Origin of the sequence: Vreelandella halophila (genome assembly GCF_009856365.1) — a bacterium.
Classification (GTDB): Bacteria; Pseudomonadota; Gammaproteobacteria; order Pseudomonadales; family Oleiphilaceae; genus Halospina; species Halospina utahensis_B.
The window spans coordinates 143532-168599 of sequence record NZ_WMEX01000001.1 but is presented as its reverse complement, the minus strand read 5'-3'; the positions used below and the strand labels follow the sequence as shown (position 1 = coordinate 168599).

General features: G+C 63.9%; 22 protein-coding genes. 10 read left to right on the top strand and 12 right to left on the bottom strand.

What is annotated here, in order from left to right; genetic code table 11:
* Positions 1-122: 122 nt before the first annotated feature.
* From GLW01_RS00715 to GLW01_RS00705, 3 genes are all read left to right on the top strand, one after another.
* On the top strand, positions 123-479 hold the full coding sequence (locus tag GLW01_RS00715; RefSeq protein WP_151441378.1) for a HesB/IscA family protein: 357 nt from the start codon (positions 123-125) through the stop codon (positions 477-479).
* 17 nt (positions 480-496) lie between these two features.
* Positions 497-1036, top strand: coding sequence for a putative Fe-S cluster assembly protein SufT (gene sufT / locus GLW01_RS00710; RefSeq protein ID WP_160897792.1), 540 nt, complete (start codon positions 497-499; stop codon positions 1034-1036).
* A gap of 227 nt (positions 1037-1263) precedes the next feature.
* Positions 1264-1716: a SufE family protein gene (locus tag GLW01_RS00705; RefSeq protein ID WP_160897790.1), complete on the top strand. Its 453-nt coding sequence runs from the start codon at positions 1264-1266 to the stop codon at positions 1714-1716.
* A 96-nt stretch (positions 1717-1812) separates the two neighbouring features.
* Here the strand turns inward: GLW01_RS00705 and GLW01_RS00700 are convergent, their stop codons facing one another.
* Both GLW01_RS00700 and GLW01_RS00695 read right to left on the bottom strand, forming a co-directional pair.
* Positions 1813-2976, bottom strand: a complete 1164-nt coding sequence (locus GLW01_RS00700; protein ID WP_160897788.1) for a flagella assembly protein FlgT middle domain-containing protein — start codon at positions 2974-2976, stop codon at positions 1813-1815.
* Positions 2973-3521 (bottom strand): hypothetical protein, encoded by a 549-nt coding sequence (locus GLW01_RS00695; protein WP_160897786.1) that lies wholly within the window; start codon positions 3519-3521, stop codon positions 2973-2975. Before GLW01_RS00695 ends, GLW01_RS00700 begins: the two co-directional genes overlap by 4 nt.
* Before the next feature lie 221 nt (positions 3522-3742).
* Here GLW01_RS00695 and GLW01_RS00690 point away from each other — a divergent pair, with 221 nt between their 5' ends.
* Together GLW01_RS00690 and GLW01_RS00685 are read left to right on the top strand one after the other, a co-directional pair.
* Positions 3743-5020: a conjugal transfer protein TraF gene (locus tag GLW01_RS00690; protein ID WP_160897784.1), complete on the top strand. Its 1278-nt coding sequence runs from the start codon at positions 3743-3745 to the stop codon at positions 5018-5020.
* A gap of 170 nt (positions 5021-5190) precedes the next feature.
* Positions 5191-5448 carry a YkgJ family cysteine cluster protein gene (locus GLW01_RS00685; protein ID WP_151441382.1) on the top strand — a complete coding sequence of 86 codons (258 nt, stop codon included), beginning with the start codon at positions 5191-5193 and terminating at the stop codon, positions 5446-5448.
* A gap of 254 nt (positions 5449-5702) precedes the next feature.
* Here GLW01_RS00685 and GLW01_RS00680 read toward each other — a convergent pair whose 3' ends face one another.
* The gene (locus GLW01_RS00680) at positions 5703-6170 is read right to left on the bottom strand and encodes an REP-associated tyrosine transposase (protein WP_160897782.1); all 468 of its coding nucleotides are present in this window, start codon (positions 6168-6170) and stop codon (positions 5703-5705) included.
* A gap of 459 nt (positions 6171-6629) precedes the next feature.
* Here GLW01_RS00680 and GLW01_RS00675 point away from each other — a divergent pair, with 459 nt between their 5' ends.
* The 5 genes from GLW01_RS00675 to GLW01_RS00655 all read left to right on the top strand — a co-directional run bounded on the left by GLW01_RS00675 (position 6630) and on the right by GLW01_RS00655 (position 13151).
* Positions 6630-7382 carry an aspartate/glutamate racemase family protein gene (locus GLW01_RS00675; RefSeq protein ID WP_160897780.1) on the top strand — a complete coding sequence of 251 codons (753 nt, stop codon included), beginning with the start codon at positions 6630-6632 and terminating at the stop codon, positions 7380-7382.
* Positions 7383-7424: 42 nt separating this feature from the next.
* On the top strand, positions 7425-7817 hold the full coding sequence (locus tag GLW01_RS00670) for a nuclear transport factor 2 family protein (RefSeq protein ID WP_151441385.1): 393 nt from the start codon (positions 7425-7427) through the stop codon (positions 7815-7817).
* 233 nt (positions 7818-8050) lie between these two features.
* Positions 8051-10153: an FAD-dependent oxidoreductase gene (locus GLW01_RS00665; RefSeq protein WP_160897778.1), complete on the top strand. Its 2103-nt coding sequence runs from the start codon at positions 8051-8053 to the stop codon at positions 10151-10153.
* Positions 10150-11082 carry a DMT family transporter gene (locus GLW01_RS00660; protein ID WP_160897777.1) on the top strand — a complete coding sequence of 311 codons (933 nt, stop codon included), beginning with the start codon at positions 10150-10152 and terminating at the stop codon, positions 11080-11082. The genes GLW01_RS00665 and GLW01_RS00660 overlap by 4 nt, the downstream gene beginning before the upstream one ends.
* Positions 11079-13151 carry an FAD-dependent oxidoreductase gene (locus GLW01_RS00655; RefSeq protein WP_160897775.1) on the top strand — a complete coding sequence of 691 codons (2073 nt, stop codon included), beginning with the start codon at positions 11079-11081 and terminating at the stop codon, positions 13149-13151. The genes GLW01_RS00660 and GLW01_RS00655 overlap by 4 nt, the downstream gene beginning before the upstream one ends.
* Positions 13152-13157: 6 nt before the next feature.
* Here GLW01_RS00655 and GLW01_RS00650 read toward each other — a convergent pair whose 3' ends face one another.
* The 9 genes from GLW01_RS00650 to GLW01_RS00610 form a co-directional block, all read right to left on the bottom strand.
* Entirely contained in the window at positions 13158-15020 is a 1863-nt protein-coding gene (locus GLW01_RS00650; protein ID WP_202405499.1) for a sigma 54-interacting transcriptional regulator, read from the bottom strand.
* Between the two features lie 10 nt (positions 15021-15030).
* Positions 15031-15672, bottom strand: a complete 642-nt coding sequence (gene leuD, locus GLW01_RS00645) for a 3-isopropylmalate dehydratase small subunit (protein WP_160897773.1) — start codon at positions 15670-15672, stop codon at positions 15031-15033.
* Positions 15673-15674: 2 nt separating this feature from the next.
* On the bottom strand, positions 15675-17087 hold the full coding sequence (gene leuC, locus GLW01_RS00640; protein WP_160897772.1) for a 3-isopropylmalate dehydratase large subunit: 1413 nt from the start codon (positions 17085-17087) through the stop codon (positions 15675-15677).
* On the bottom strand, positions 17087-17500 hold the full coding sequence (locus GLW01_RS00635) for an isopropylmalate isomerase (protein WP_160899689.1): 414 nt from the start codon (positions 17498-17500) through the stop codon (positions 17087-17089). The genes leuC and GLW01_RS00635 overlap by 1 nt, the downstream gene beginning before the upstream one ends.
* Positions 17490-18089: an isochorismatase family protein gene (locus GLW01_RS00630; protein WP_151441392.1), complete on the bottom strand. Its 600-nt coding sequence runs from the start codon at positions 18087-18089 to the stop codon at positions 17490-17492. The genes GLW01_RS00635 and GLW01_RS00630 overlap by 11 nt, the downstream gene beginning before the upstream one ends.
* Positions 18090-18091: 2 nt before the next feature.
* Positions 18092-19960 (bottom strand): hydantoinase B/oxoprolinase family protein, encoded by a 1869-nt coding sequence (locus GLW01_RS00625; protein WP_151441393.1) that lies wholly within the window; start codon positions 19958-19960, stop codon positions 18092-18094.
* Positions 19961-19965: 5 nt separating this feature from the next.
* Positions 19966-22035, bottom strand: coding sequence for a hydantoinase/oxoprolinase family protein (locus GLW01_RS00620; RefSeq protein ID WP_160897769.1), 2070 nt, complete (start codon positions 22033-22035; stop codon positions 19966-19968).
* Between the two features lie 73 nt (positions 22036-22108).
* A complete protein-coding gene (locus tag GLW01_RS00615; RefSeq protein WP_160897767.1) occupies positions 22109-23374 on the bottom strand; it encodes a DUF1329 domain-containing protein in 1266 nt (421 codons plus the stop codon).
* Positions 23375-23385: 11 nt separating this feature from the next.
* Positions 23386-25065, bottom strand: a complete 1680-nt coding sequence (locus GLW01_RS00610; protein WP_160897766.1) for a DUF1302 family protein — start codon at positions 25063-25065, stop codon at positions 23386-23388.
* Positions 25066-25068: the final 3 nt, after the last annotated feature.

Genomic DNA, 25068 nt, shown 5'->3' with positions numbered 1-25068 from the left:
CAAGGTTCGGGTTTCAGTAAGAGCAGCTACAGCTGCGAAACCCTGCAAACAGAGTTACCGTAGGCGCTTGCTAACAAGCGATTCCCACGGAAAAAAATGCCCATCGGAATAAGGAGGGCAACATGACAGTGGAAACCGTAACGCCCCAGACCGGCGTCACCATGACCGATGCAGCCATCGAACACTGTCGTGAACAGCTGAAAAAGCGGCCGGAAATGGCCGGCATCCGCCTGGGTACGAAAAAATCCGGCTGCTCCGGGTTCAAGTACACCACGGATTTCGTGCGCGACCCCGGCGACGATGACACCGCGTTTCAGATGTCAGAGGACGTAACGGTCTACGTCAGCGCCAAGGACCTGACGATGGTCGGCGGCACTGAGATCGACTTCGTCACTCAGGGCATCAACAGCATGTTCGAATTCCGCAACCCCAACGCCACCGCCGAGTGCGGCTGTGGCGAAAGCTTTGCGGTGAACTGAGGCAACCGGAACAGACTATGCAGGATCGGGAAGTTGTCGTAACCCAGCGGGATGTGGAAGCCCGGCTGGTGCCCTCCGGCACCGCCATCACCATCCCCGAGGGCACCTTTGTCACGCTCACACAGGCACTGGGCGGCAGCTTCTCCGTGGCCGTCAACGGCAACCTGGCGCGCCTTGACGGCAAGGACGCCGACGCCATCGGCAAACAGGTAGCCGAAAGCGAGTTCGAGACCCCCAGCGACGGCAGCATCAACGAGGACCAGGTCTGGGAAGCCCTGATGACCTGCTACGACCCGGAAATTCCCGTGAACGTCGTCGATCTGGGACTGATCTACGACTGCAAGGTCTGGAACGACAGCGAAGGCAACCACGCCTACATCCTGATGACCCTGACTGCGCCGGGCTGCGGTATGGGCCCTGTGATTGCCGATGACGTAAAGCGTAAGGTAGAGTCCGTTCCGAACGTGGACGATGTCGAGGTGGAACTCACCTTTAATCCACCCTGGAGCAGTGAGATGCTCACTGAAGAGGCCAAACTCGAACTCGGCCTGCTCTGATCCCCCACTGTAGGAGCGGCCACGGCCGCGAGACCCCGAACAGATCGCGGCTATAGCCGCTCCTACAGAAAACACAGAACACGTAGGAGCGGCCATGGCCGCGAAACCGAAACAAATCGTGGCTATAGCCGCTCCTACAGAAAACACAGAACATGTGGGAGCGGCCATGGCCGCGAACCCCAAAACAGATTGCAGCTATAGCTGCTCCTACTGATGAACAGGTTCCCATGACAACGGATACCAACTTCACCAACACCGAACTCGGCACCGACATCACAACCGATGATGTACGGGACGGCTTTGAGCTGCTGGACGACTGGGAAGAGCGCTACGGCTACATCATGGACCTGGGCAAGAAGCTTCCCGCCTTCCCGGACGACGAGAGGCGCGAGGCGAACTACGTCCACGGCTGCCAGAGCCAGGTCTGGCTGATCCACTGGAAAGACCCGGAAAGTGGCCGGCTCTACCTGCTGATCGACAGCGACGCCATGATCGTGCGCGGTCTCGCCGCCATCATCATGATCGCCCTGAACGGCCGCACACCGGATGACCTTCTGGCGGTGGACATCGAGGGCCTGTTCGAGGAACTGGACCTGATGCGCCATATCTCGCCCACCCGGGGCAACGGCCTGCGCGCCATGGTCGAACAGATCCGCGCCACCGCCCAGCAGTACACCTGACCCGCCCCACCTATTCCCTGCAGGAGCAGCTACAGCTGCGATGGATCCGGGTCGCGGCCATGGCCGCTCCTACGGTTAGTGACGGCGCTGTTCTGGTTACCAGATCACCACACGATCCCCACGCTGAACATTGATCCGCCCACCTTCCACTGGCAGCTGACCACTGCTGAAGCGCGGTTGGACCTGCTGGATTTCCAGGGTCCGGCCAATGGGTCTCAGGGCCGGGTATTCCTGGGGCTGATCCAGATAGCGCTCAGCGCGCAGAATTTCCATGGTCTGGCCAGGGCGCAGCCCGGAATCCGCACCGGCGCTGATCCGTACGCGGCGACTGTCCACCCGCTCCACGGAGGCGATGAACGGCTGGCAGCCCAGATTCACCGCCACCTCATCCGCCAGCTCAGAAACCCGCTCACCAATCCGTTTCCCGAATTCGGTCTCCGCGAACGCTGGCGTGCCGAAACCCACGTCGGCTTCCCGAGCGTGATCCCACTCGCCACGCACCGCCAGCCGGTCACTCATGACCATCACACCACTGAGCCCGTCATACACGAAGAGATCCACCGCCAGCCGGCGCTGCTGATTCGCGACCCCCAGTCCGCGACCCAGCCAGGATGCGGCTGAGGTTCCCCAGGCGTCCGGGTTCTCAACGCCGATGTCGTGAACCACTCCGGAGATCACAAACTGCACCCCCATGGCACGGGTCAGCTCCGAGGCACGGGTCAGATGCCGGTCAACCGCCTGTACGGTCGGGGCGTTGACCGCCCGATCATAGAGCCGGCGGTCAAAGGCCTGATGCATCAGGATGGTTTCACGGGAACTCAGATCATCGTTGAGCATCCGCGGCAGGGCCCGGACAACGTTGCCCAGCCGCCCCAGCATCGCCCCATCGGAGTCCAGCAATGGGAAACGGGTGATGGCCACACTCTTGCGGAACCGGCTGGTATCACGCCCCGGGCAGGAGGACCCTTCCTGCAGCGAGGGCGCCCGCTGCAAACGCCGGAGGTTGGCGGCCGAGCGCTCACGGTTGTCCGTATCCCGGGGTACCAGCGCGACCGGGCGGGTCTCTTTCACTGCCTCACCCTGCCCGGCACTGCCCGGCCCGCCCAGTCTCGAGACCGCAGGCTGGGGGCGCAGCTGCTGTGGGAAGTGGACCTGCACGGGCTGCTTATCCGCGCCAGCGCTCTGTTGTTGGGCACCACTGGTACCCAGCGGCAAGGCCACGAGCGCCATGAGCAGCGCTCCCATCAATGTGATTCTCATGCCCCCTCCAGGAAATACAGTGGCTCAGGCGCGGGAGTCAGACCCCCGCAGGCCGATACCGGCTCCATTACCGGCGGACGGGCGCACTCCTTCGCCCCTGCGGTCTCGGTCAGGCACTGTGCCAGCCGGCCACTCAACCGGACCCCATGGAACGACTCAAAACGCCCCGACTCAGGCCGGACCCGACCGAGCAGACGGGCCTCGGCCATCACCTGCGAGACCATCTGTTCCCGTTTCCCCTCGGTCAGCGCCGGCAAGGCATTGCCTCCCCCGGCCAGCCTTGCCTCGGCCCATGCCGTTTCCAGTTCCGCCCTCACCCGGTGTTCCAGTCGGCTTCTCGCCTGCTGCTCGGTCTCACACAGACGCTGGCGCCAGTAGTCCTCAACCTCACCGAACTCAGCCGTGGGCTCATCCAGTTCCCCCCGGGCCAGCAGCAACCAGGCCTCCTCCGGGGCACCGAAAGGCGTATCCATCCAGGGCAGACTGGAACAGCCTGCCGCCAGCAGTGCCGCCACCATGGCAAGGGTCAGTTGCACAATCTTCACGCTTTGCCGGAGCTCCCCTCAGGTTTGCCGTCAGTAGATGCCTGCAAATACCGGACCAGAAAGAACACCTTCCATACTCCGACAGTACAGCATCTGATCACTCTGCAAGTGCCTGTAAAAAGTCGTTTCCGCACGTAGCAAAACATGGCCTTTCCCCGTGCTTTGACTACGCTGCCAGTGTTCACCGGATTAAATCCACGTCACTGAGAGGGAATCACCCCATGACCACAAGCTCCTCCCGAGCCCGGACCCGCCTCGCCATGGCGGTTGCGTTCACTACGGCAGCTGCAAGCACCCAGGCCGCGCCACCCCAGTTCAACGACGCCCGAGCCTTTGGCATGGGCGGCACCGGCGTCGCCGCAGCACGCCCGAGCGGTGCCGCGCTGTTCAACCCATCACTGCTGGCGGCCGATCACAGCGGCTGGAACGATGGGTTCTCAGTCACCCTGCCGTCAGTGAACGCCCGCTATGCGGAAAACGAGGAGGTGGTCGACGAGATTGATGAGATTCAGGATACGATTGATGCTTTCAACCAGGCGACAACCCAGGGAGAGATACAGGACAACGCAGGCAAACTCGCGGATTCTCTGGAAAACATCGACAGGAAACCCTTGAGAGCTGACGCTGGCCTTGGCGTCCTGCTCGCGGTTCCTTCCCCGAATCTTTCGGTGGGCCTGCATACCAATGCCCAGCTCAGAGCGACCGTCCAAGCCAGAGTGAAGCAGGAGGAAATCGAGGCCCTGAGAGACATTGAAGGCGGCACTATCCCCTCCAATACCAACATCGTTGATAACAACGGGAATATCGATAATCTTGAATCCGACGGCCGCGTCCTCGCCTCAGCCGTCGGCGAAATCGGTCTCACCCTTGCCCGTTCCTTCCAGATCCAGGGGCAGAGCGTGAACTTCGGTGTGACACCCAAACTCGTCCAGATGCGCACCTTCGACTACGCCCAGGGCGTGGATGATTTTGACGAAGACGACTTCGACGCCTCCGAATACGAGACCGAGGACTCCCACATCAACGTGGACATTGGCGCCAGCGCCGATCTTGGAAGCAGTGACCAATGGCGGGTCGGCGCCTCCGTCCGCAACCTGATCCCGCAGACTCTTAAAACCGTTGAGAACAACAACCGGCCAGTACGGTACGATCAGAAAGAAATGAAGCTGGACCCGCTGGTCACCGTCGGCGTGGCCCACAGCAGCGGCTGGCACACCCTGACCGCGGACCTGGACCTGACCAAGAACGAAGGCATCGGCCCGGCCGCCGACCAGCAGTGGCTCGCCGTGGGTGGAGAATTCAACGTCTACGACTGGATCAACGTGCGCGCCGGCGCCCGCCAGAACCTCGCCAGCGATACTGGGGAGGACGGCATTGAGGAGGAAACCCAGTACACCGCCGGCTTTGCCCTGTCCCCCTGGGCCCTGCGCATCGAGGCCGGCGCGCTGTTCAGCAGCGAGGAAGTAGGCGGCGCCGTGGAGCTGGGCATGTCCTTCTGACCACCCCCTCGTAGGAGCGGCCATGGCCGCGATTCACTGATCGCAGCTATAGCTGCTCCTACAAACAAAAGCCCATCCTCCCCCGTAGGAGCGGCCACGGCCGCGACCTGCTTCTATCGCAGCCCTGGCTGCTCCTACAGGCACTGGGCGGTGGCTGGTATCATGCCCCGATGCATACCAACACCTTCGAATGCCGCGCCGGCTGCGGTGCCTGCTGCATCGCGCCCTCCATCTCGTCGCCCATCCCTGGCATGCCCAACGGCAAGCCCGCCGGCACGCCCTGTGTGCAACTCGATGAGAATTACCACTGCAAACTTTTCGGTGATCCCAGCCGCCCCGCCGTGTGTGAAGCTTTCCAGGCCGAACACAGCGTGTGCGGAAACAGCCGGGAAGAGGCCCTGATGATCCTGAAAGAAATGGAAGGCTGACCCCCGTAGGAGAGCGGCCACGGCCGCGATTCACTGATCGCAGCTATAGCTGCTCCTACAATCAAACACCCATCCTCCTCCGTAGGAGCGGCCACGGCCGCGACCTTTTCCTGTCGCAGCCATGGCTGCTCCTACAAATCCAGGCTCACCCGTGAGAGCGGCCGCGGCCGCGACCTTTCCTGTCGCAGCCATGGCTGCTCCTGCAAATCCAGGCTCACCCGTGGGAGCGGCCATGGCCGCGATCATCCCCCCAATCACAACCAACAAGCATCCCAAAGCGGATAATCCTCAATCCGCTCGACCAGCCCCGCCCGCAGGGGGTTGGCCACAACGTAGCGCGCCACTGCCCGAAAATCCTCGTACCGGCGCAACGCCCTGTCATGGAACCCAGGCTGCCATATACGGGCTTCGGCCAGTTCCGGACGAAGATTTCTGAGGCGCAGCGTAGCTCTGGCCTTTACCTTGCCCACCGCCCGTTCAAGTGACGCGCCGTCGCGCAGCTGCATCAGCCAATGGATATGGTCGGGCATGACCACAAAACACCAGGTCTCCGCGAGGTCTTCCGCCTCACGAAGCCCTCCAACAACGGCTCGGCCGGATTCGAGTTCCCTGAATACCGTGTGCCGGTTCCAGCAGTTTGCAGTAACGAGATAGATGCGGCCCGGCTCGCTGACCCGGCCTCGACGCAGGCGATGGCCTGCAGGTTGGGTGGCCCGTTCCATGGGCGGTCTCCTTCCCTGGTTGTAGACGCGTTCCGGCCGGAATGATCCCACGCGGCCTACCGCAACGGAACCCCCACCATCCCTGTAGGAGCGGCTATAGCCGCGACTCCTGTCCTATCGCAGTGATGGCATGGCCTGTTTCTGTCGCAGCCATGGCTGCTCCTACAAATCCAGGCTCACCCGTGAGAGCGGCCACGGCCGCGACCTTTTCCTGTCGCAGCCATGGCTGCTCCTCCAGGGGGAGGGGGAGCGGGGTTCTGTGGGAGCGGCCATGGCCGCGATAGGGGGCGTTTCATTCGTGGACGGGGGCTTTTCAGAATTGAAGAATCCGTGCCCATCCCTTATCGCTCGCGCCCCTTTAAGACCCTGTTTTAAAAAGACCCTTTCCATCCGATCACAACATGGCACAGAGCATGCTGCTGTCTCTTCACAACAACGCCACAACAAGGACACTGCACCATGAGCCACCGAATCAAAGTGATCATTCCCATCCCGGTGGATGCCGCCGGCGTGGCCGCGCGCCAGGCCCAGCTGCCGGAGGGTCTGCTGCCTCCGGACTACGAGGTCGTGTTTGAGGCGGTCAAGGCCGGCGCGGCCCTGGGCGACAGCTTCCACGATGCCCTGCTGATGGACGTGAGCGTGGTCGAGGCCGCGCTGACCGCCGAGAAGGAAGGCTACAGCGCCGTCTGCATCGACACCATGAGCGACTCCGGGCTCAACGCCCTGCGCTCCTGCCTCAACATACCGGTTGTGGCGCCCGGCGGCTCCAGCTTCTACATGGCCGCGAACCTGGGCAAGAAATTCGGCATCGTCACCATGTGGGACGAATGGTTCCCGCTCTACGACAAGACACTGACCGAATACCGCATGTGGGACCGCCTGGCTTCAATGCGCTCCATCAAGACACGCCCGGACCTGTCGGAACTGCTCGCCGGCAAGGAGGAAGTGGTGTTCAATAAGCTTCTGGAGGAATCCCAGAAGGCGATCACCGAGGACGGCGCCGACACCATCATCCTGGGCTCGACCACCATGCACCAGTCGCACGCCTTCCTGGCGGAACGGCTCCCGGTTCCCGTGGTCAATCCAGGCCAGGTGGCGTTCAAGACCTGCCAGATGATGCTGGAGCTGGGGCTGACCCACAGCAAGAAGGCCTACCCCGCCCCGGAGAAGCCCAACTTCGAGGTCTACCACCAGATCGTGAAAGGCGGCTGAGACTGTCCGAGGCCACCAACAACACCATAGAGGATAACCCCAATGACCAAGCTCACACGCGACCAGCTCATCGAAAAGGCGACCATGGATTACTTCGCCAACGTCGACAGGAAGAACATGGATGGCGTGCTCGCCAACTTCCACGACAACGCCACGCTCACCGTGCCCACGGACCCGATCGTCCACGAAGGCCGGGATGACGGCATCCGCCAGATGTTCCAGACCCTGTTCGACTCCTACACCGAGATCTGGCACGGCGACTTCGAGTGCACGGCGGATGAAGCCACCCAGAGCATCGCCGCCCGCTTCAACGTCTACCTGAAAACCGAAGACGGCGGCGAGATCAAACTGACCAACTGCAATTTCTGGTACGTCGAGGACGGCAAATTCTCCCGGGTCTTTGTGTTCATGAGCGGCCCCAACGTTCTCAAGTAAGCCAGCATCAACTCGCGCACCACCCTGCCTCCGATACAGCGATGCGAGCGCTGTCCTTGCGCCGACCTCCGGGTCGGCGCCTTTTTTTCAGCTGTGAAAGACGCACCCTTTCACAATGGATCACCCCCACCTTCCAAACCCCGAACTCAAACCATAAATAACTGTTTTTGCACGCCTATCCGGGTTGGCCTGCGGTTTGCTACACCCCCTTGAACCACACAAAGGGGTCCACCATGAGCACCAATAACAATTCCCACGCCTACCCGAACCTGTTCACGCCGCTGACCATCGGCAACGTCACCATCCGTAACCGGCTGATGCAGACCGCCCATGCCAAGGGCTTCCATGCCGGCGATGGACTGACTAACAACCGCGACATCTATTACCAGGCCGAGCGCGCCAAGGGCGGCATTGGCCTGATCGTCACCGGCGCGCGCCACGTCCACCCCAACTCCACCGGCCCGCACCGGACCATGGCCCGCGGCAACCTCAGGGCCATTGTCGAGCGCGACGCCCAGATGACCCAGGCGGTGCACGAGTTCGGCGGCCGGATCGTGGCCCAGCTCATCCACTTCGGCCCCCAGGGGCGCAGCGGCTCCCAGGACGACTACCGCGTAGTCTGGGGCCCCTCCACCATGAAATCCCCCGCCTACAACGAGTGGGCCCGGGAGATGACCAAGGCCGAGATGGACGAAGTCTCCGAGGCCTTTGCCCACACGGCGGTACAGTCCAAGGAATCCGGCTTTGACGGCGTGGAGCTGCACTATTCGCACGGTTACCTCCACCAGCAGTTCCTGTCCTACGTCTACAACAAGCGCACCGACGAGTACGGCGGCAGCCGTGAGAACATCGTGCGCTTCCCGATCGAGACCATCGATCGGGTGCGCGAGGCCGTGGGGCCGGACTTCATGGTCGGCATCCGCGTTTCCATGGACGAGTGCACCGCAGGCGGCATGCAGGCCGATGAGGCCATCGAGATGACCAAGCTGCTGGTCGCCACCGGCAAGGTCGACTACGTCAGCGCCACCGCCGGCACCTACGCCGCCCACGCCGACCAGATCCCGCCCGGGGACTACGCCGAGAACTGGCTGGTCAAGGACGGCGCCCGCATGCGCAAGGCCATCCAGTCGGTCAACCCGAACGTGCCCATGTTCATCGTCGGCCACATCGTGGATGCGCACAGCGCCGAGGAACTGGTCGCCAGCGGCGCCACGGACATGGTCGCCATGACCCGCACCCAGATCGCCGACCCGGCCTTCGCCAACAAGCTCCAGCAAGGCCGTGAGGACGAGATCAACCACTGCATCCGCTGCAACCAGGGCTGTATTGCGCGGCTGATGATGGGCAATGCCATCTCCTGTGTGGTGAACCCCGCCGCCGGGCGTGAGCAGGCCTTTGGGGCGCACACGCTGCAGCCCGCCCGGAAACCGGCGAACTGGCTTGTTGTCGGGGGCGGCCCTGCCGGCATGAAAGCCGCGTTGACGCTGCAGCAGCGCGGTCACGAGGTGACCCTCATCGAACGTGCCGGCAAGCTGGGCGGGCAGGTGAACTACGCCGCCCAGCTGCCACGGCGCGACAAGTTCGGCTTCATCCCGCGCGACCTGGAACGCCAGCTGCGCAAGGCCGGCGTCGATATCCGGCTCAACACCAGCTGGAGCGCCGACGAGATTGAAGCGTTCGGGGCGGACGGCGTCATCATCGCCACCGGCTCGGTACCGCTGAAAACCGGCTTCACCTCCACCCGCCCCGCCGTGGACGAAGTCCCGGGCACCAACCAGGCCAACGTGCTCAGCGTGATGGACATCCTGGACAACCCCGGCTCCGTGGGTAAAAACGTCGTGCTGTTCGACGAGGATGGCGGCCGTTACGCCCTGGGCGCGGCGGAATTCCTGCTGGACCGGGGCCACAACGTGCACCTGATCAGCCGGTTCAACGCCCTGGCCCCCAACCTGGCCGTAACACTGGACCTGCCGGTGAACTACCAGCACGTCTTCCGCAAGGGGCTGGAATACACCATCAATGCCTGGGTCCGCTGGATCGACGGCGGCAGGACGCAGCTGTTCAACCTGTTCACCGACCAGGACACCCAGGTTCTGGAGGCCGACACCTTCGTCATGGCCTGTGGCCACCGTTCGGACAACGCCCTTTACGGGGCGCTCCAGGGGCGCATCGAGAACCTGCACTGCGTCGGTGATGCCCAGCTCCCCCGTCCCCTTCAGGACGTGATCTACGAGGGCATGCTCGCCGGCCGGGAACTGCTGGACAGTCCGGATCGCTTCATCGAGCACGGCGCGCTGGAGGGCTTTGACGAGAGCTGGCGCAAGGAGCTTCTGTGAGCCCCGCTCACCGTGCCCTGATCCTGCTCATGGCGGCGCTGCCCCCGGCAATCTGGGGCAGCACCTACCTGGTGACCACCGAGCTGCTGCCCCCGGACAAGCCGCTGATGGCGGCCGTGCTGCGGATACTGCCGGTGGGGCTGGTCATCACATTGATGACCCGCTACCGCCCGGACCGCAGCCAGTGGGGTAAGCTGGCGGTGGTCAGCCTGTTGTGCATGTCGCTGCTGCACTGGCCGCTGTTTGTTGCCGCCTACCGCTTACCGGGCGGGCTGGCCGCACTGCTGGTGGCCTCGCAGCCATTGCTGATCATGGTCATGGGCTGGCTTCTCTTCGGAAACCGCACACCACGGCACGTCGCCGTGGGCGTGTTCATTGGCCTGGGGGGCGTTGCGATGATCCTGATCGCGCCCAGCCGCCTCGCCTGGGACACGGTCGGCATCGCCGCCGCCCTGGTAGCGGCGTTCTCCATGGCCCTGGGCATCCTGCTGGTCAAGCGCTGGCAGCTGGCCATCCCCACGCTCGCGTTCACGGGCTGGCAGCTGCTGCTCGGCGGGCTTTTCCTGCTGCCCTTTGCCCTGGCCTTCGAGCTGCCCTTCCAGCAGCTGGAGACCGGCCACCTGGGCGGTTACTTCTACCTGGCAGTGATCGGCACGCTGCTGCCCTACTTCCTGTGGTATCGCGCACTGCGCCACCTCGAGCCGGTGCTGATCACCGCCTTCCTGTTCTTCAGTCCCATCTCCGCCATGCTGCTGGGTTACCTGGTGCTCGACCAGGCCCTGACCGTGGCGCAGATCGCCGGTGCCATCGCCGTATTCGCGGGCATCCTGATCAGTCATTACCAACCCGGCGCCCAGCGCCGTTCCGGGCCTTCCGAAAGGCCCATATCCCAGAGCAATAACAATCCCATCAAGGAGCCATCGGAATGACCCACGCCCAATACCCCAACCTGTTCAAGCCACTGACGATCCGCAACGTCACACTGCGCAACCGGATCATGCAGTCCGCCCATGCCATGGCGTTCAACACGCGCGACGGCATCACCACCGACCGCGACATCCACTACCACGTGGCCCGCGCCAAGGGTGGCATCGGGCTGATGATCACCGGCAACCGGCTGATCCACCCCACCTCCAACACCTTCACCCGCGGTTACCCCTACGGCTACCGCCACGAGATGGTGGAGCGGGACCGCGAACTGACCGACGCCGTTCACCGCCACGGCTCGCACATCTTCGCCCAGCTCAACCACTTCGGTGTCATGGGCGAGACCCACGCCATGGATGACTACCGTGTGCTGTGGTCCTCCTCGAACATCAAGTCGCCGGTGTTCGGCGAGATGGCCAAGGCCATGGAGCGCAGCGACATGGACGAGGTGGTGGAAGGCTGGTGCCGCTCCGCCGAGTACACCAGGGAAGCCGGTTTCGACGGCATCGAGGTGCACCTGGCCCACAGCTACCTGCTGCACCAGTTCCTGTCGCCGGCCTTCAACAAGCGCACCGACGAATACGGCGGTGAACTGGCCAACCGCATGCGCTTCCCGCTGGAGGTTATCCGGGCGGTGCGCGAGCGCGTGGGCAATGACATCATCGTGGGCATCCGCCTGCCGGTGGATGAGATGGTCCCGGGCGGGCTCCAGGCCGATGACTGGATCGAGATCGCACGGATCATCGAGGCCGAGGGCCTGATCGACTACGTCATGACCACCGCCGGGATCTATCAGTCCGCCTCCTACATCATGCCGCCCTACGATGTACCGGACTCCTGGCTGGTGCCACCCATCACCCGCCTGAAGAAGGCCCTGTCACTGCCGGTGTTCGCCGTTTCCGGCATCAGCAATGCCACCGAAGCGGAGCAGATCCTGGAGGATGGCGGTGCCGACATGGTGGCCATGACGCGCGCCCAGATCGCCGACCCGGCGTTCGCGAACAAGACCGAGGCCGGGCGCGAGGACGAGATCTATCACTGCATCCGTTGCAACCAGGGCTGTGTGGCGCGCCTGTTCCATGGCACCTCCATGACCTGCCAGGTCAACCCGGCCACCGGGCGCGAAGCGGTGTTCGGCCCGGAGACCATCCAGATGGCCGGCCGTGCCCAGCACTGGGTAGTGATCGGCGGTGGGCCCGCCGGCATGAAGGCCGCCGAGGGCCTAGCGAGCCGCAACCACAAGGTCACCCTGCTCGAGCGCGAAAACCAGCTGGGCGGCCAGGTGAACCAGATCGTCCAGCTGCCACGGCGGGACTCGTTCCAATGGATCGTGACCGACCTCAAGGCGCAGATCGCGAAACTGGGGGTCGAGATCAAGACCGGCCACACCGCCACCCTGGATTCCGTGAAGGGCCTGAACCCGGACGGCATCATCGTGGCCACCGGCTCCACTCCGGATCGCAGCGGCTACAGCGACATCAACCCCCTTGTCGCCCAGGTCCCGGGCGCGGACAGCAACCACGTGATCACCGTGGACGAGGTTCTGGGCAAGCCCGACAGCATCGGCAAGCGGGTGCTGATCGTGGATGAACACGGCACACGCTACTCCGCCGGCATCGCCGAGCTTCTGACCGAACGCGGCCACCAGGTGCATGTGGTCACGCGCTGGAACGCACTGTTCCACAAGCTGGCCACCACCCTGGACCAGCCGGTGGTGTACGCCAACCTGTTCAAGGCGGGCATGACGCACACCCTCAACAGCTGGGTCGGCGCCATTCACGACAACAGCGTGGACATCTTCAACCTCTACACGGGCGAGACCGAAACGCTGGAAGGCATTGATTCAGTGGTGATGGCAGTACGGCACCTGCCGCTGGAAGACCTGTACTTCGAACTGAAAGCCCAGCTGCCCAACGTCCACCGGGTGGGCGACTGCGTCACGCCCCGGATGACGGACCACGCCATTTTCGAGGGCTTTCTCGCGGGTCGGGAAATCTTCGACAACTGGAAGCGTTACATCGAGCCGGGCTCGCTGGAGCAGTTCAACCCGGAGCAGATGCAGGCCCTTTAACGGGCCTCAAAGCTCTTTCAGACGGCGCCACAGCGTCGTCTGACTGATCCCCAGGTACTCGGCGGTCCGGGTCTTATTGCCCCCGAACTGACCGAGCACCTTCAGGATCTCCTCGCGCTCCACCTGGCGCAGGCGCCCTTCCACGGCCACCCCTTCAGGCTCCACGCAGTCCTCCGGGAACAGTTCCGGCACCAGCCTCGGCAATGCCTTCTCAAAATCCGCCAGCGACTCGTACAGCGTGACCGACACCAGCAACCGCTCCAGCATGTTCTCCAGCTGGCGCACGTTCCCGGGCCAGTTGAAGCGCACGAAGTACGGCTGCAACAGCGTGGCCAGCGCCTCAATGTCCACATCCACCTGATACTGCTCATCAAGCTTCTTCAGGAAGTGGTGGCTCAGCGGCTGGATGTCCTCGATCCGCTCGCGCAATGCCGGCAGGCGTACGTTGAACACATTCAGCCGGTAGTAGAGATCCTCCCGGAAACGCCCGGCCTGGACCTCCTCGTAGAGGTCATGGTTGCAGGCGGCCACGAACTTGATATTGAGCGCCACCGTGGTGCGCGAGCCCACCGGCTTGATTTCGCGCTCCTGCAATACGCGCAGCAGCTTGGCCTGCTGGGGCAGTGGCAGCGAATTAATCTCGTCCATGAAGAAGGTGCCATTGTTGGCCGACTCCAGCAGACCGGACTTGCCGCCGCTACGTGCATGGGTGAACGCACCGTCGGAATAGCCGAACAGCTCAGCCTCAAACAGCTCGCTGGGAATGGCCGCGCAGTTGATGGCCACGAACGGCCCCTTGCTGTTGAGGCTGACCTCATGGATCTGGCGCGCCGCCAGTTCCTTGCCGGTGCCGGTCTCCCCGCGCAGCAGCACCGGCCCCGGGGTGGCGCCATAGATGGACAGGAAATGGCTCGCCTCGGTCATCTGCGGCGACTGGAACACGAGCGAGCGTGAGGCGTCATCGCTGTCGTCCTCGCGCCTTACCGGCGAGGCCACAATCGAGTACAGGTGGCCCACGTGATTGCCGTCCACCTCGAACAGGCGCTTGGTCACCCGGCACAGCCGATCATTGAGGACCATACCCTCGGCCACCATCTCCGTGTAATTCTCGAACCGGGCATCCAGGAAGCGTTTCACGCCCCGCCCCCGCTTGAGCTTCGGCATCAGCTCAAACGCCCGCTCATTGAACGCCACCGCCCGGTCCATCACATCCGTGACCACCAGCGCCTTGGTCGACTGCCAGAGCAGGAAATCGATGAAGGCATCGCGCTCGCGCTCCACCTTGTTCCGGGCCGCCGTATCAACCGCCTGCTCGATCATGGCCCGGCATGAGGCCTTGGAATACAGCAGGGTTCCCGGCAGCCCGGCCTTTTCCGCCAGATCGCACACATAGCTGGAACCGATGACTACACCGAACTCACTGAGGTCGGTGCTGAGGAACAGATCCCGCGCCTCTTCGGCGGTGCCGTAGGTCTTGTGCACCACTTCCAGGCCATTGAAGTAGGACAGGAACTCCGTCCAGGTGGGCTGGTGCTTGTACGTCAGCAGCAGGATCCGGTTGCTGATCCCAGACGCCCTCAGAACGGCATTGATCATATCCGACTGGCGCACCTCCAGCACCACGACCGGCTTGGGCAGGGTATCCTTGAGGTAGTGGGCGTTGGCGCCGGCGCTGATGAAGATATCCACGGCATCCGACTCCACCATCCGCCGGGCCGCGCCCAGGGCATCGTGGAAGATGCTGTCGATGATGGTGATGTCCGCCACGCCCCGGTATTCCGGGATCAGCGAGTGCACCATCTGGTTGAGCTTGGAATTGCCGATCAGGCAGATCTGGACCCGTCGTGACTCCGCATTGTTGAACTCCACGGCCTGCCCCTCACTCAGTGAACAACCAGGGTTCGCGGGCGCGACGGTTGGCCTCGAACGCCCGGATGGCCTCCGCCCGTTCCAGCGTCAGCCCGATCTCATCCAGCCCCTGCAACAGCGCCTTGCGGTGACCGTCTTCCATCCGGAAGGGCCACTCTCCCTGCGCCGGGTTCACCAGTGTCTGGTTTTCCAGGTCCACCGTCAGCTCAAAGCCAGCGTGCTCGCGGCAGCAGGCGAACAGTTCCTCCACACTGGCCTGCTTCAGGATCACCGGCAGCAGGCCGTTGTTGATGCAGTTGTTGTAGAAGATCTCGCCGAAGCTCGGCGCAATCACCACACGGATGCCGAAATCCGCCAGCGCCCAGACGGCGTGCTCACGGCTGGAGCCGCACCCGAAATTATCCCGTGCCAGCAGGATACTGCCTTTGTCGTACGGCGCCTGGTTGAGAATGAAGTCCGGATTCGGGCGGCGCTCGGTGATCGGCGTTTCCACATCACCGGGGTCCAGGTAGCGTTCGTCATCGAACAGGAAGGCCCCGAAGCCGGTCTTCTCCAGCATCTTCAGGTACTGCTTGGGCACGATGGCATCGGTGTCCACATTGCGCCGGTCAAACGGGATCACGATCCCGGTATGGGTACTGAAAGGCTGCATGGTCACAACTCCCGTACGTCGGTGATGGCCCCGGTTACTGCAGCGGCAGCGGCCATCACCGGGCTCATGAGATGGGTACGTCCTCCCTTACCCTGGCGCCCCTCGAAGTTGCGGTTCGAGGTCGAGGCACAGCGTTCGCCTTCGGACAGGCGATCGTCGTTCATCCCCAGACACATCGAGCACCCGGCCGCACGCCATTCAAAGCCGGCCTCCAGAAAGATGCGGTCGAGCCCCTCACGCTCAGCCTGCTCGCGGACCTGGCCCGAGCCCGGCACGATCAGGGCCTGGCGGATCCGCTTGTGCACCCGCCGGCCCTCAACCACCGCCGCAACGGCTCTCAGGTCCTCAATGCGCGCATTGGTGCAGGAGCCGATGAACACCTTATCCAGCTCTATGCCCGCCAGCGGCTGCCCTGGTTCCAGCGCCATGTAATCCAGCGCCCGCCGGTAGGCCTCGCGCAACCCCGGGTCGGCGACCTCTTCCAGCCGGGGTATGGATTCACTTATACCACAAACCATCTCCGGGGAGGTGCCCCACGAGACCTGCGGTGAGAGTGCCCCGGCATCGAAGTGCTCCTCGCGGTCGAAATGCGCCCCTTCGTCAGAGACCAGGTCCCGCCAGACACCGATCGCGCGCTGGAACATATCGCCTTTCGGCGCGTAATGGCGCCCACGCACGTAATCCTCGGTGACCCTGTCATAGGCCACCATGCCCGCCCGCGCGCCGGCCTCGATGCTCATGTTGCAGATGGTCATGCGCCCTTCCATGCTCAGTGAGCGGATGGCCGAGCCGGCGTACTCAATGGCGTAACCGGTGCCACCGGCGGTGCCGATGCGCCCGATCATGGCCATGACCAGGTCCTTGGGCGTGACCCAGGGCGATAGCCGGCCGTCGAAGACCACGCGCATGTTCTTCTGGCGCCGCATTTTCAGGGTCTGGGTCGCGAGCACGTGTTCCACGTCGCTGGTGCCGATGCCCATGGCCAGGGTCGCGAAGGCGCCGTGGGTGGCGGTATGCGAGTCGCCACAGACAATGGTCATGCCCGGCAGGGTCAGGCCCTGCTCCGGGCCGATCACGTGCACGATCCCCTGGCGTGAGTCCGACAGCGGGAACAGTTCAATACCAAACTCATCGCAGTTATCGGTGAGGCGCTGGACCTGACGGCGGGCCACAAGGTCCGCAATGCCCGTTACGCCGGCCTCCCGGTCACGGGTGGGGACCGCGTGATCCGGCACGGCGATGCTGGCACTGGTGCGCCACACCGGCCGGTGCTGCATGCGCAGCCCGGAAAAGGCCTGGGGCGAGGTGACCTCATGCAGGAGCTGGCGGTCAATGTAGATCAGCGAACTGCCATCGGGCAGATCATCGACCCGGTGGTTGTCCCAGAGCTTGTCGTACAGGGTTCTTGCCATCATCACTCATTCTCCACCTTCGACCACTCAAACCACTGGAACACCTCGGGCCCGTCACTGCGGTCAAGGCGGTAGCCGCACCAGCTGTCCAGCTTGCCCGCATCCAACGGCTCGATGATGCAGTGGGGGCGTGTGCAGTCCGTGCGCGCCAGGTCATTGGCCGCCAGAATGGCGCGGCTGCTCGCCAACCGTTCCAGCCCCTGCTGCGTCAGCGCCTGCTGATCGACACTGAGCCCCTGGACGTGGGTCTCGAACCCCGCCACGTAGGCCGCCCGATAGTCGGCACAGGCCGCCGGTTCACTCGCCAGCCTGGCCTCCAGCTCCGCCTTCAGCGGATCCTCACCGAGGCCCGGAAGCGCGCTGCAGCCCGCCAGCGCCAGCAGCGCCACGGGCACCACCGCCCGGCTAATCATCACCGGCCAGCAGCGCCAGTGTCTGTTGCAGGGAAAGCACGTCCACATACTTGGTCTCCAGGTCCTTGAGGTTGGCGTCATGGGCCTGGGCATCACGATCGCCCACGGCATCGCGCACCACGATCGTGCGGTACTCGTTCTGCAGGCTGTCCAGGGCGGTGGCCCGGACACAGCCGCTGGTGGTCATGCCCGTCACCACAACGCCATCCACACCGGCCTGTTTCAGGAACTCGTTCAGGTCGGTCCCAAAGAAGCCACTGGGCCAGTGCTTGATGATCACCGGTTCGTTGTCACGGGGCGCGACCCTGGGGTCGATCACCTCCATGCCGGAACCCAGCGCCAGCACTTCCAGCGACGGCAGTTTCTCCCGGAAGATCCGGGCCTGGTCGGGCTCGCTGTAGGCCACCGTGGTGTAGAACACCGGCAGCCCCTGCTCGCGGAAGTACGCCAGCAACTGCTGGTTGGCCGCCACCACGGCGGCCGATTCGGTGCCCAGGGCGCTCTGCACGGGGTCGGTGAACCCCACGCTCATGTCCACCAGTACCAGCGCGTAACGCTCTGCCCTTGCAAGGGATCGGGAAGTCAGGCTCATGGTCAGGCTCCCTGCTTGTCCCAGGTCGGGGTTTCCGGTGCCGGCAGCCCCGTCTCCTCAAGGCAGCGCGCCTTGATCTCGGCAATGGTGCCGCCCCGGTTGAACAGCTCCGTGGTATCCCGGCCGGGCGCCATCTCGCCGCGCAGGCTTTCCGTCGCGGCGGCATCGATCCGGCCATTGGCGTCCAGCACCACGCCGTAGCGCCGTGCTCCGTCCACACTCACCAGCCCACGCTTTACATCAGTCGCAACGGCCTCCGGATCACGCTCAAGCGGGTTGCCCCAGCCACCGCCTCCCCAGGTGTCGAACAGCAGCAGGTCGTCCTTGCGCACGGTCACGTGGTCGCACTTGGAGGGCAGGATCTGCTCGGAACCGTCCGCCCGCAGCAGCGTCTTGCGGCTGCGCATACCCGGATCACCGCCATTCACGCCCCAGGGATAGGTGAGCCAGCGGTCGTCGTGGATCGAGACCTCGCCGTTGGCCAGTAAGCGGTAGCCCACGCGGATGCCATTACCGCCGCGATGTTTACCCGCACCTCCGGAGTCCGTGATGGTCTCGTAGGTCTCGATCCGGATCGGGAAGTACGCCTCCACGAACTCGTTGGGCACGTTGGTGAAGCCCGGCCACAGCGAGTGACCGTCGGGCCCATCACCGAGCGGGCGCCCGGGAATACCCCCGAAGCCGATCTGGAACAGCTGGAACCATTCCTCGTTGTCGTCGTAACCCGAGTACATGAAGTGCGGTGAGTCCGAGAAGCCGGCCGCGTTCATGGCATCCGGCGAACCCTGGCCCAGCAGTCCGCTCATCACATCGAACAGCCGCCCCAGCAGGTGGGTCCGGCACGACAGCGCCGCAGGAAAGTTGGGCTTGAGGATGGAGCCCTGGGGGATGCGCACCTCCACCAGGTCGTAGAAGCCATCGTTGAACAGGATCGAGGGATCGAACAGGTTGATGGTGAAGGCCCCGAAGAACATCTTGAACATCTCCTCGTTGAGGTAGAAGTTCACTGATGACGGCGCCTGCGGGTCGGTGCCCTCGAAGTCGAAGATGGCCTTGTCGCCCTCGCGCCACAGGGTGCAGCGCATGGTGTAGGGCCCGAGACCCGCGCCGTCATCGCAGATGTAATCCTCGAAGGAGCGTTTGCTCTCGGGCACCACGTTGCGGATGATCTCGCGCATCGCCACGTAGTTGCGTTCCAGCATCTCGCCCAGGGCGCTGGTGAAGATGTCGTCACCGAAGCGCTCCGCCAGCTCGATACAGCGCCGCGCCGCCGTGCGGCAGGCCGCCACAATGGCATTGAAATCCGACTGGTCCCAGCTGGGCACCCGCACGTTGTGCAGGATGATGTCCAGCGCGTCCTCGTTGAGCACGCCGCCGCGGTAGATCTTCATCGGCGGGATCCGGATGCCCTCCTCGAAGATGGAGGTGGCATCGGTGGGCAGGCTGCCCGGCACCTTGCCGCCCACATCGGACATATGCCCGAACATCGCCGCCCAGTTGATCAGCCGCCCGTCCTTGAACACCGGCACCAGGATCAGCCAGTCCGGCAGGTGGCTGACCGCGCCGTCACAGGCATAGGGGTCATTGGTGAGGAAGACGTCGCCCTCGTTGATGTCGCCGTTATAGGAATTGACGAACCCGGAGATGAAGGAGCCGAACTGGCCCACCACCATCTTGCCCTCGTGGTTGGCGATCATCGGGAAGGCGTCACCCTGCTCGCGGATGCCCGGGGACATGGCCGTGCGCATCAGCACCGCGTCCATCTCCTTGCGGGCGTTGGACATGGCATTCTCGATGATATCGAGGGTGACCAGGTCCACATCGACCCGCTTCAGCGGAGTATTGTTGGTTTCGTTCAGTGTGGCTGGCATCGCAGTTACTCCTTGCCCGGACTGGCAGGCTCGATCAGAAGGTTCCCGACCCTGTCCACGGTGGCGTGGTAACCGGGCAGGATGACGGTGGTGGAGTCCATCTCCATGACAATGGCCGGCCCTTCCACCACATGGCCCGGACTCAGGTGGTCGCGGTCGTACAGCGTGGCGTTGTAGTCCCGGCCCTCGTAATAGATCGGGCTCTCGCCCACGATGGCGACATCCGAGCTGGTCTCGCTGACCGCCCACTGGCGCTCGCGGATGTTCGGGCGCGGCGCCCTGGCGGTGGCGCGCAGGTTCACCAGCTCGTGCTCCTCATCCAGCGAGAAGCTGAACAGCTGCAGGTGCTCAGCATCGAAGGCGCGCCGGAGCACGTCCAGTCCCTCGCTGCGCAGGGTCTCGGGCTCGACCACCTGGGTCAGCAGCAGGGCCTGGCCCTGGTAGCGCACATCCGCCTCCCAGGTCACCACCTGCTGGTCCCGGGGAATGTCCTGGTCGGCGAGGGAGTCGTTCACCTGCTGGGTCAGCTGGTCCAGGGTTGCAACCACGTCGTCTTTCGTCAGGCCTGAGAAGCCCCTGACCAGCGAGCGCGACGCCTCGTCCTTGACCCGGGTGGTGGCATCCCCGTAGGCGCACAGCACCCCTGGCGAGGGCGGGATGATCACCGGCCAGGCGTCCATCAGGATGCCCAGGGCGTTGGCATGCAGCGGGCCGGCGCCACCGAAACCACAGAGCGCAAAGTCCCGGGGATCATAGCCCTGCTCCACGGAGATCAGGCGCAGGGCGCCGAACATGTGCTCGTTGGCAATACGCACAATGCCCTCGGCCGCGTCCTTGATCGACAGGTCCATGGCGTCCGCCACGGTCTGGACCGCCTTTTCCGCCAGATCCTTGCGCAGGGCCATGTTGCCGCCCAGTTTCTGGTCGGCGGGCAGGTAGCCCAGCACCACGTCCGCGTCGGTCACCGTCGGGGCCTCACCGCCCTGGCCGTAGGCCGCCGGGCCCGGCGTGGCGCCCGCGCTGTCCGGGCCCACGCGCAGGGCCTTGGTCAGCTCCGGCACAAAGGCGATGGAGCCGCCTCCGGCCCCGACCGTACGCACGTCCACCGAGGGCGCGCGTACCGCCACATCCCCCACCTGGGTTTCGCGGCGCAGCCGGGCGCTGCTGTTCTCGATCAGGGCCACGTCCGTGGACGTTCCCCCCACATCGAAGGTCAGCACCCGGTCAAAGCCACCCCGCGAACAGAACCAGATCGCCCCGGCCACGCCGCCGGCAGGGCCGGAGAGCAACAGGTTGACCGGTGTCGCGGCCGCCGCCTCGCTGGCCGCCAGACCACCGTCGGAGCGCAGGATCGACAGGTGCACATCATCGGCCAGCCGGTGGGCGATTTCCTTTTCCAGGTGACTGAGGTAACTCGACACCTCCGGGTGCACGAAGCTGTTCACCACCGTGGTCTCGGTGCGCTCGTACTCCTGCATCTCAGGGACCACCCGCGAGGACAGCGACACCGGAATGTCCGGCATCACCTCGGCGGCGATCTCACCGATGCGGCGCTCGTGCTCGCCGTTGGCGTAGGCGTTGATGAGACAGACCGTCACCGCCTCCACGCCCGCTTCCTTGAGCGCCTGGAGCTTGCCCCGGATGTCGTTGTCATCCAGCGGCGTCACCACATCCCCTTTGGCCCCGATACGCTCATGAGCCTCCACCGTGTCCTCCAGCGAGGCCAGCAGTGGCTGCTTGTTGAAGATCACCCAGCCGCCAATGCCGCCCGGCACGTAGGAACGGGCAATGTGCAGGACCTGGCGGTAGCCCTGGGTCGTCACCAGCCCCACCCGGGCGCCCTTCTGCGTCAGGATGGCGTTGGTGGCCACCGTGGTGCCGTGCATCACCGACGTGATGTCCTGCGGCTTGACCCCGGACGTGCGACAGATCTGCTCAATGCCGTTGAGCACCCCCTGGGAGGAGTCGCTCGGCGTCGAGGGCACCTTGCAGGTGAATGCCTCGCCGGTGGCATCGTTGATCAGGAGCAGGTCCGTGAACGTACCCCCGACATCCACACCCAATCTGAAGCTCATAGATGCTCTCCTACAGACGATTGGTGGCAACGGGCGTCAGCCGCCCGTTGCTCGATGGTTGAAAGGCGAGGCATCAGCGTTCCGCCGCCCGTTCGAGCTCACGCAGGGTGATGTCTTCAGGACCCACTCCGGGTGTGTTCAGCCGCACATCCGGATGCAGGATGAAGATGGTCGCGTGGCGGCGCTGGTAGTCGATGGTGAAGCCGGCGGCCGACACGATCCCGCGATCCCCGTCCTCGGTATCCACGGTCTTGAGGTTGTAGTTCATCCACTTCCAGAACTCGCCCTTACGGTCATAGACGTCCGCCATGTAGAAGCGCGGGAACTCGGTGTCCATGTACATGACCTTCTTGCTGTAGGGGTGCTCCGGCGGCGCGGTGGCCTCGATCACCCAGACATCACGCGGTTCCCACTCATCCTGCGGGTTCCAGTGCGGGGCATCGTCGAGATCCACAATCGGGAACTCCTGGGGCCCGCTTGCGTCCAGGTTCCAGGAGCGCGTCTGGCTGTGGGCTACCGCCAGGATGGTGCGCTTACCCAGCAGCTTGTACTCCGGGTACCAGGTCGGGTGGGCGTTGAAGATCTCAATGTCGTCATTGAGCTGGTCGGTACCGCCGATCGGGTCCATCCAGGTCCCGCCGGAAAGGCGCCGGGTCCGCCGGACCGTTGTCAGATAGGCCCAGCTGTCGTCCAGCTGCGGCCCGTCATAGCGGATGGTGAACAGGCCCAGCCCGCGGATGTCGTTCGGGTAGGTGGCGTACAGAAGCTGCTTGAACAGCACATCCTCATCGCCCACCTCGGTCTGTTCCTCGCCCAGGCGCCCCTTGGTGTAGAAGCGCTTGAACACCCATTCCTGGCGGCGCTCCAGTCCGTCCTCGTCATCCACGAACAGGTACGCGAACTTGGGGTAGTCCTGGAAGTTCTTGGTGGGCTGGGCCACGTGGTGGTTCCAGACCAGCTTCTCGGCCGCATGCGGGGTATCCTCCGTTACGTCGGGGAACGGCATGCCTGCCACCCAGCCTTCCATCAGCCGTGTTTCCGGGTTGAAGGTGGCCTGGTCCGAGTACTTCTCCGTGGCCGCCATGTAATCCTCGCCCAGCTTGACCGGCTCCGAGGCCTTGAGGGTCATGGTCAGGCCCTCTTCCAGAATCAGGCGCTCCTGCACGTCGGTCAGCAGCGACTCAATGGTGTTGCCCTCGAAAGTGTCCTGGAGGTGCTGCTTCAGGTTGCCGGCGTTGAGCTCATCGCCCGGTGACAGTGCCGCCGCCAGGGCCCCGCTGGAGCCGGCCGCCAGGGCCAGCGCCAGAGTCATCTTTCGGATTGTGGGTTGGATGGTCATTGTTGTTCTCCTCAGAATTGGTAGGTCAGGCGGGCCATGAGCTGGTCATTGCCTGAGAAGTACCCGAACAGGTTGGTGTCATTGAACCCCTCCAGCGGGCGGTCCTGGTCGGTCTCGTGGAAGAAGAAGTTCCCCTCGAGACGAATACGGATGTGGTCCCCCTGTACCAGTTCAACTGCCGGTATGATCACGCCACCGCCATAGGTCAGGTCGGAGACCGCGGCCAGTGACGGGTTCACCGTGTCGTTGGCGTAGTTGGCCGACAGCACGGCGGTCAGGATGGAACTGAACTCCTCAGTCTTGCCGCCAAAACCGGCGGTATTGACCAGCTGATCGTTACCTTCGTAATCCGTGATCCAGTTGTTGAAGATCTGGATACTGGCGAACGACGGGCGGCTGGTGCCGATCAGGTCGGTAAGATCCAGCTGCTTGTCGATACGGAACATCGACCGGAAGAGGTTCTTCTCCTTAATACCACAGAAGCCGGGGAAAAACCCGCAGGCCTCGCCGGGCGGCGCGGCACCGTTACTTTCCACACCGAAGTTGTACGGTGCCTCCGGGATGTAGGCCAGCTCGGTGCTGAACACCACATCCAGTGCCGGGAAGTAGTTGTTCGCCGTTACCCCGAACACATCGATGGTCGGGAAGATGAACTCACCAGCCCTGCCGGCAGGCCCTTCATAGATGCCTTCATAGGCTCCCGTGCTCAGCTGGGGCGCGGTGTTGTTGAGTGCCGGATTGGGGTTGGCCACCGGATTGGGGTTGGGCCCATGGAACCAGGCCAGCGAGTAGCCCCAGTTGCCCAGGGTACTGCTCCAGCGCAGGCCGTAGGCGCCGTCCTCCACATCCGCCTCCGGGTGCTCGTAGTTGTAACGCACGCCGGCCCCGAAAGGCGCGGACTGGAACTGGACCCCGCGGTTGGGCTGATTGGCCCAGCGCCCACCCTCAACGTCGTAGCTGTTACCAAAGTCTTCCTTGTCGTTGAGCTTGCCGGGAATGTAGATCGCCTGCAGATCGCCGTCGGCGATACGCTGGCGCAGGTTCACGATGTTGAGCGGCTTACGCAGCTCCTCGTTCTCCGGCTCCAGGAAGGACCGCCAGCGGAAGTCGTAGCCGTGGACCACGTCCATCAGCTGGAAGAAGTCCGTCTCGCCCCAGACCACCTGCTGCCGGCCCAGCTTCAGGTTCGTCGAATCCGTCAGGTCCATCTGGAGCCAGGCCGCCCGCACTTGCTCGTCGTTGTAGACATCGCGTTTGAGATCCCGGAATGCCTCGTTCTCGGGGCCCGTGCGGGCCCACTCATCAGCCACCCGCTGCATGTCGCGCATGTACTCGGTGTTCACCTCGCGCGAGATCCGGCCACTGAACTTGAAGCGGGTGCCGTCGCCGAAGTCCCGGAACAGGTTCAGCTTGCCCACGGAGCGCAGCATCGAGAGGTCGTACTTGTAATCATCCTCCTGCGTGCCATCGAAGATCGCCGGGCCGGGGCCGATCAGCGTCGGGTTCTCCAGGTTCATGCCGACGTACTGGCGCAGATAGCCGCTGATTTCCCAGTCCTTGAGCAACCAGCTCTGCTCCTCGGCATGCACCGGGCTGCTGATTCCCGCCGATGCCGCCATGATCGCCCCTGCCAGCAGCGCACGCCTCGGGGTGCTTGTGCGGCCGCAGCCGCGTTTGTTGTATGTAGTCATCTC

Excerpts from the sequence above, each read along its gene's own strand:
- GLW01_RS00715 (WP_151441378.1), top strand. The coding sequence starts at position 123 with ATGACAGTGGAAACCGTAACGCCCCAGACCGGCGTCACCATGACCGAT.
- sufT (WP_160897792.1), top strand. The coding sequence starts at position 497 with ATGCAGGATCGGGAAGTTGTCGTAACCCAGCGGGATGTGGAAGCCCGG.
- GLW01_RS00705 (WP_160897790.1), top strand. The coding sequence starts at position 1,264 with ATGACAACGGATACCAACTTCACCAACACCGAACTCGGCACCGACATC.
- GLW01_RS00700 (WP_160897788.1), bottom strand. The coding sequence starts at position 2,976 with ATGAGAATCACATTGATGGGAGCGCTGCTCATGGCGCTCGTGGCCTTG.
- GLW01_RS00690 (WP_160897784.1), top strand. The coding sequence starts at position 3,743 with ATGACCACAAGCTCCTCCCGAGCCCGGACCCGCCTCGCCATGGCGGTT.
- GLW01_RS00685 (WP_151441382.1), top strand. The coding sequence starts at position 5,191 with ATGCATACCAACACCTTCGAATGCCGCGCCGGCTGCGGTGCCTGCTGC.
- GLW01_RS00680 (WP_160897782.1), bottom strand. The coding sequence starts at position 6,170 with ATGGAACGGGCCACCCAACCTGCAGGCCATCGCCTGCGTCGAGGCCGG.
- GLW01_RS00675 (WP_160897780.1), top strand. The coding sequence starts at position 6,630 with ATGAGCCACCGAATCAAAGTGATCATTCCCATCCCGGTGGATGCCGCC.
- GLW01_RS00670 (WP_151441385.1), top strand. The coding sequence starts at position 7,425 with ATGACCAAGCTCACACGCGACCAGCTCATCGAAAAGGCGACCATGGAT.
- GLW01_RS00665 (WP_160897778.1), top strand. The coding sequence starts at position 8,051 with ATGAGCACCAATAACAATTCCCACGCCTACCCGAACCTGTTCACGCCG.
- GLW01_RS00655 (WP_160897775.1), top strand. The coding sequence starts at position 11,079 with ATGACCCACGCCCAATACCCCAACCTGTTCAAGCCACTGACGATCCGC.
- leuD (WP_160897773.1), bottom strand. The coding sequence starts at position 15,672 with ATGCAGCCTTTCAGTACCCATACCGGGATCGTGATCCCGTTTGACCGG.
- leuC (WP_160897772.1), bottom strand. The coding sequence starts at position 17,087 with ATGATGGCAAGAACCCTGTACGACAAGCTCTGGGACAACCACCGGGTC.
- GLW01_RS00630 (WP_151441392.1), bottom strand. The coding sequence starts at position 18,089 with ATGAGCCTGACTTCCCGATCCCTTGCAAGGGCAGAGCGTTACGCGCTG.
- GLW01_RS00625 (WP_151441393.1), bottom strand. The coding sequence starts at position 19,960 with ATGCCAGCCACACTGAACGAAACCAACAATACTCCGCTGAAGCGGGTC.
- GLW01_RS00620 (WP_160897769.1), bottom strand. The coding sequence starts at position 22,035 with ATGAGCTTCAGATTGGGTGTGGATGTCGGGGGTACGTTCACGGACCTG.
- GLW01_RS00615 (WP_160897767.1), bottom strand. The coding sequence starts at position 23,374 with ATGACCATCCAACCCACAATCCGAAAGATGACTCTGGCGCTGGCCCTG.
- GLW01_RS00610 (WP_160897766.1), bottom strand. The coding sequence starts at position 25,065 with ATGACTACATACAACAAACGCGGCTGCGGCCGCACAAGCACCCCGAGG.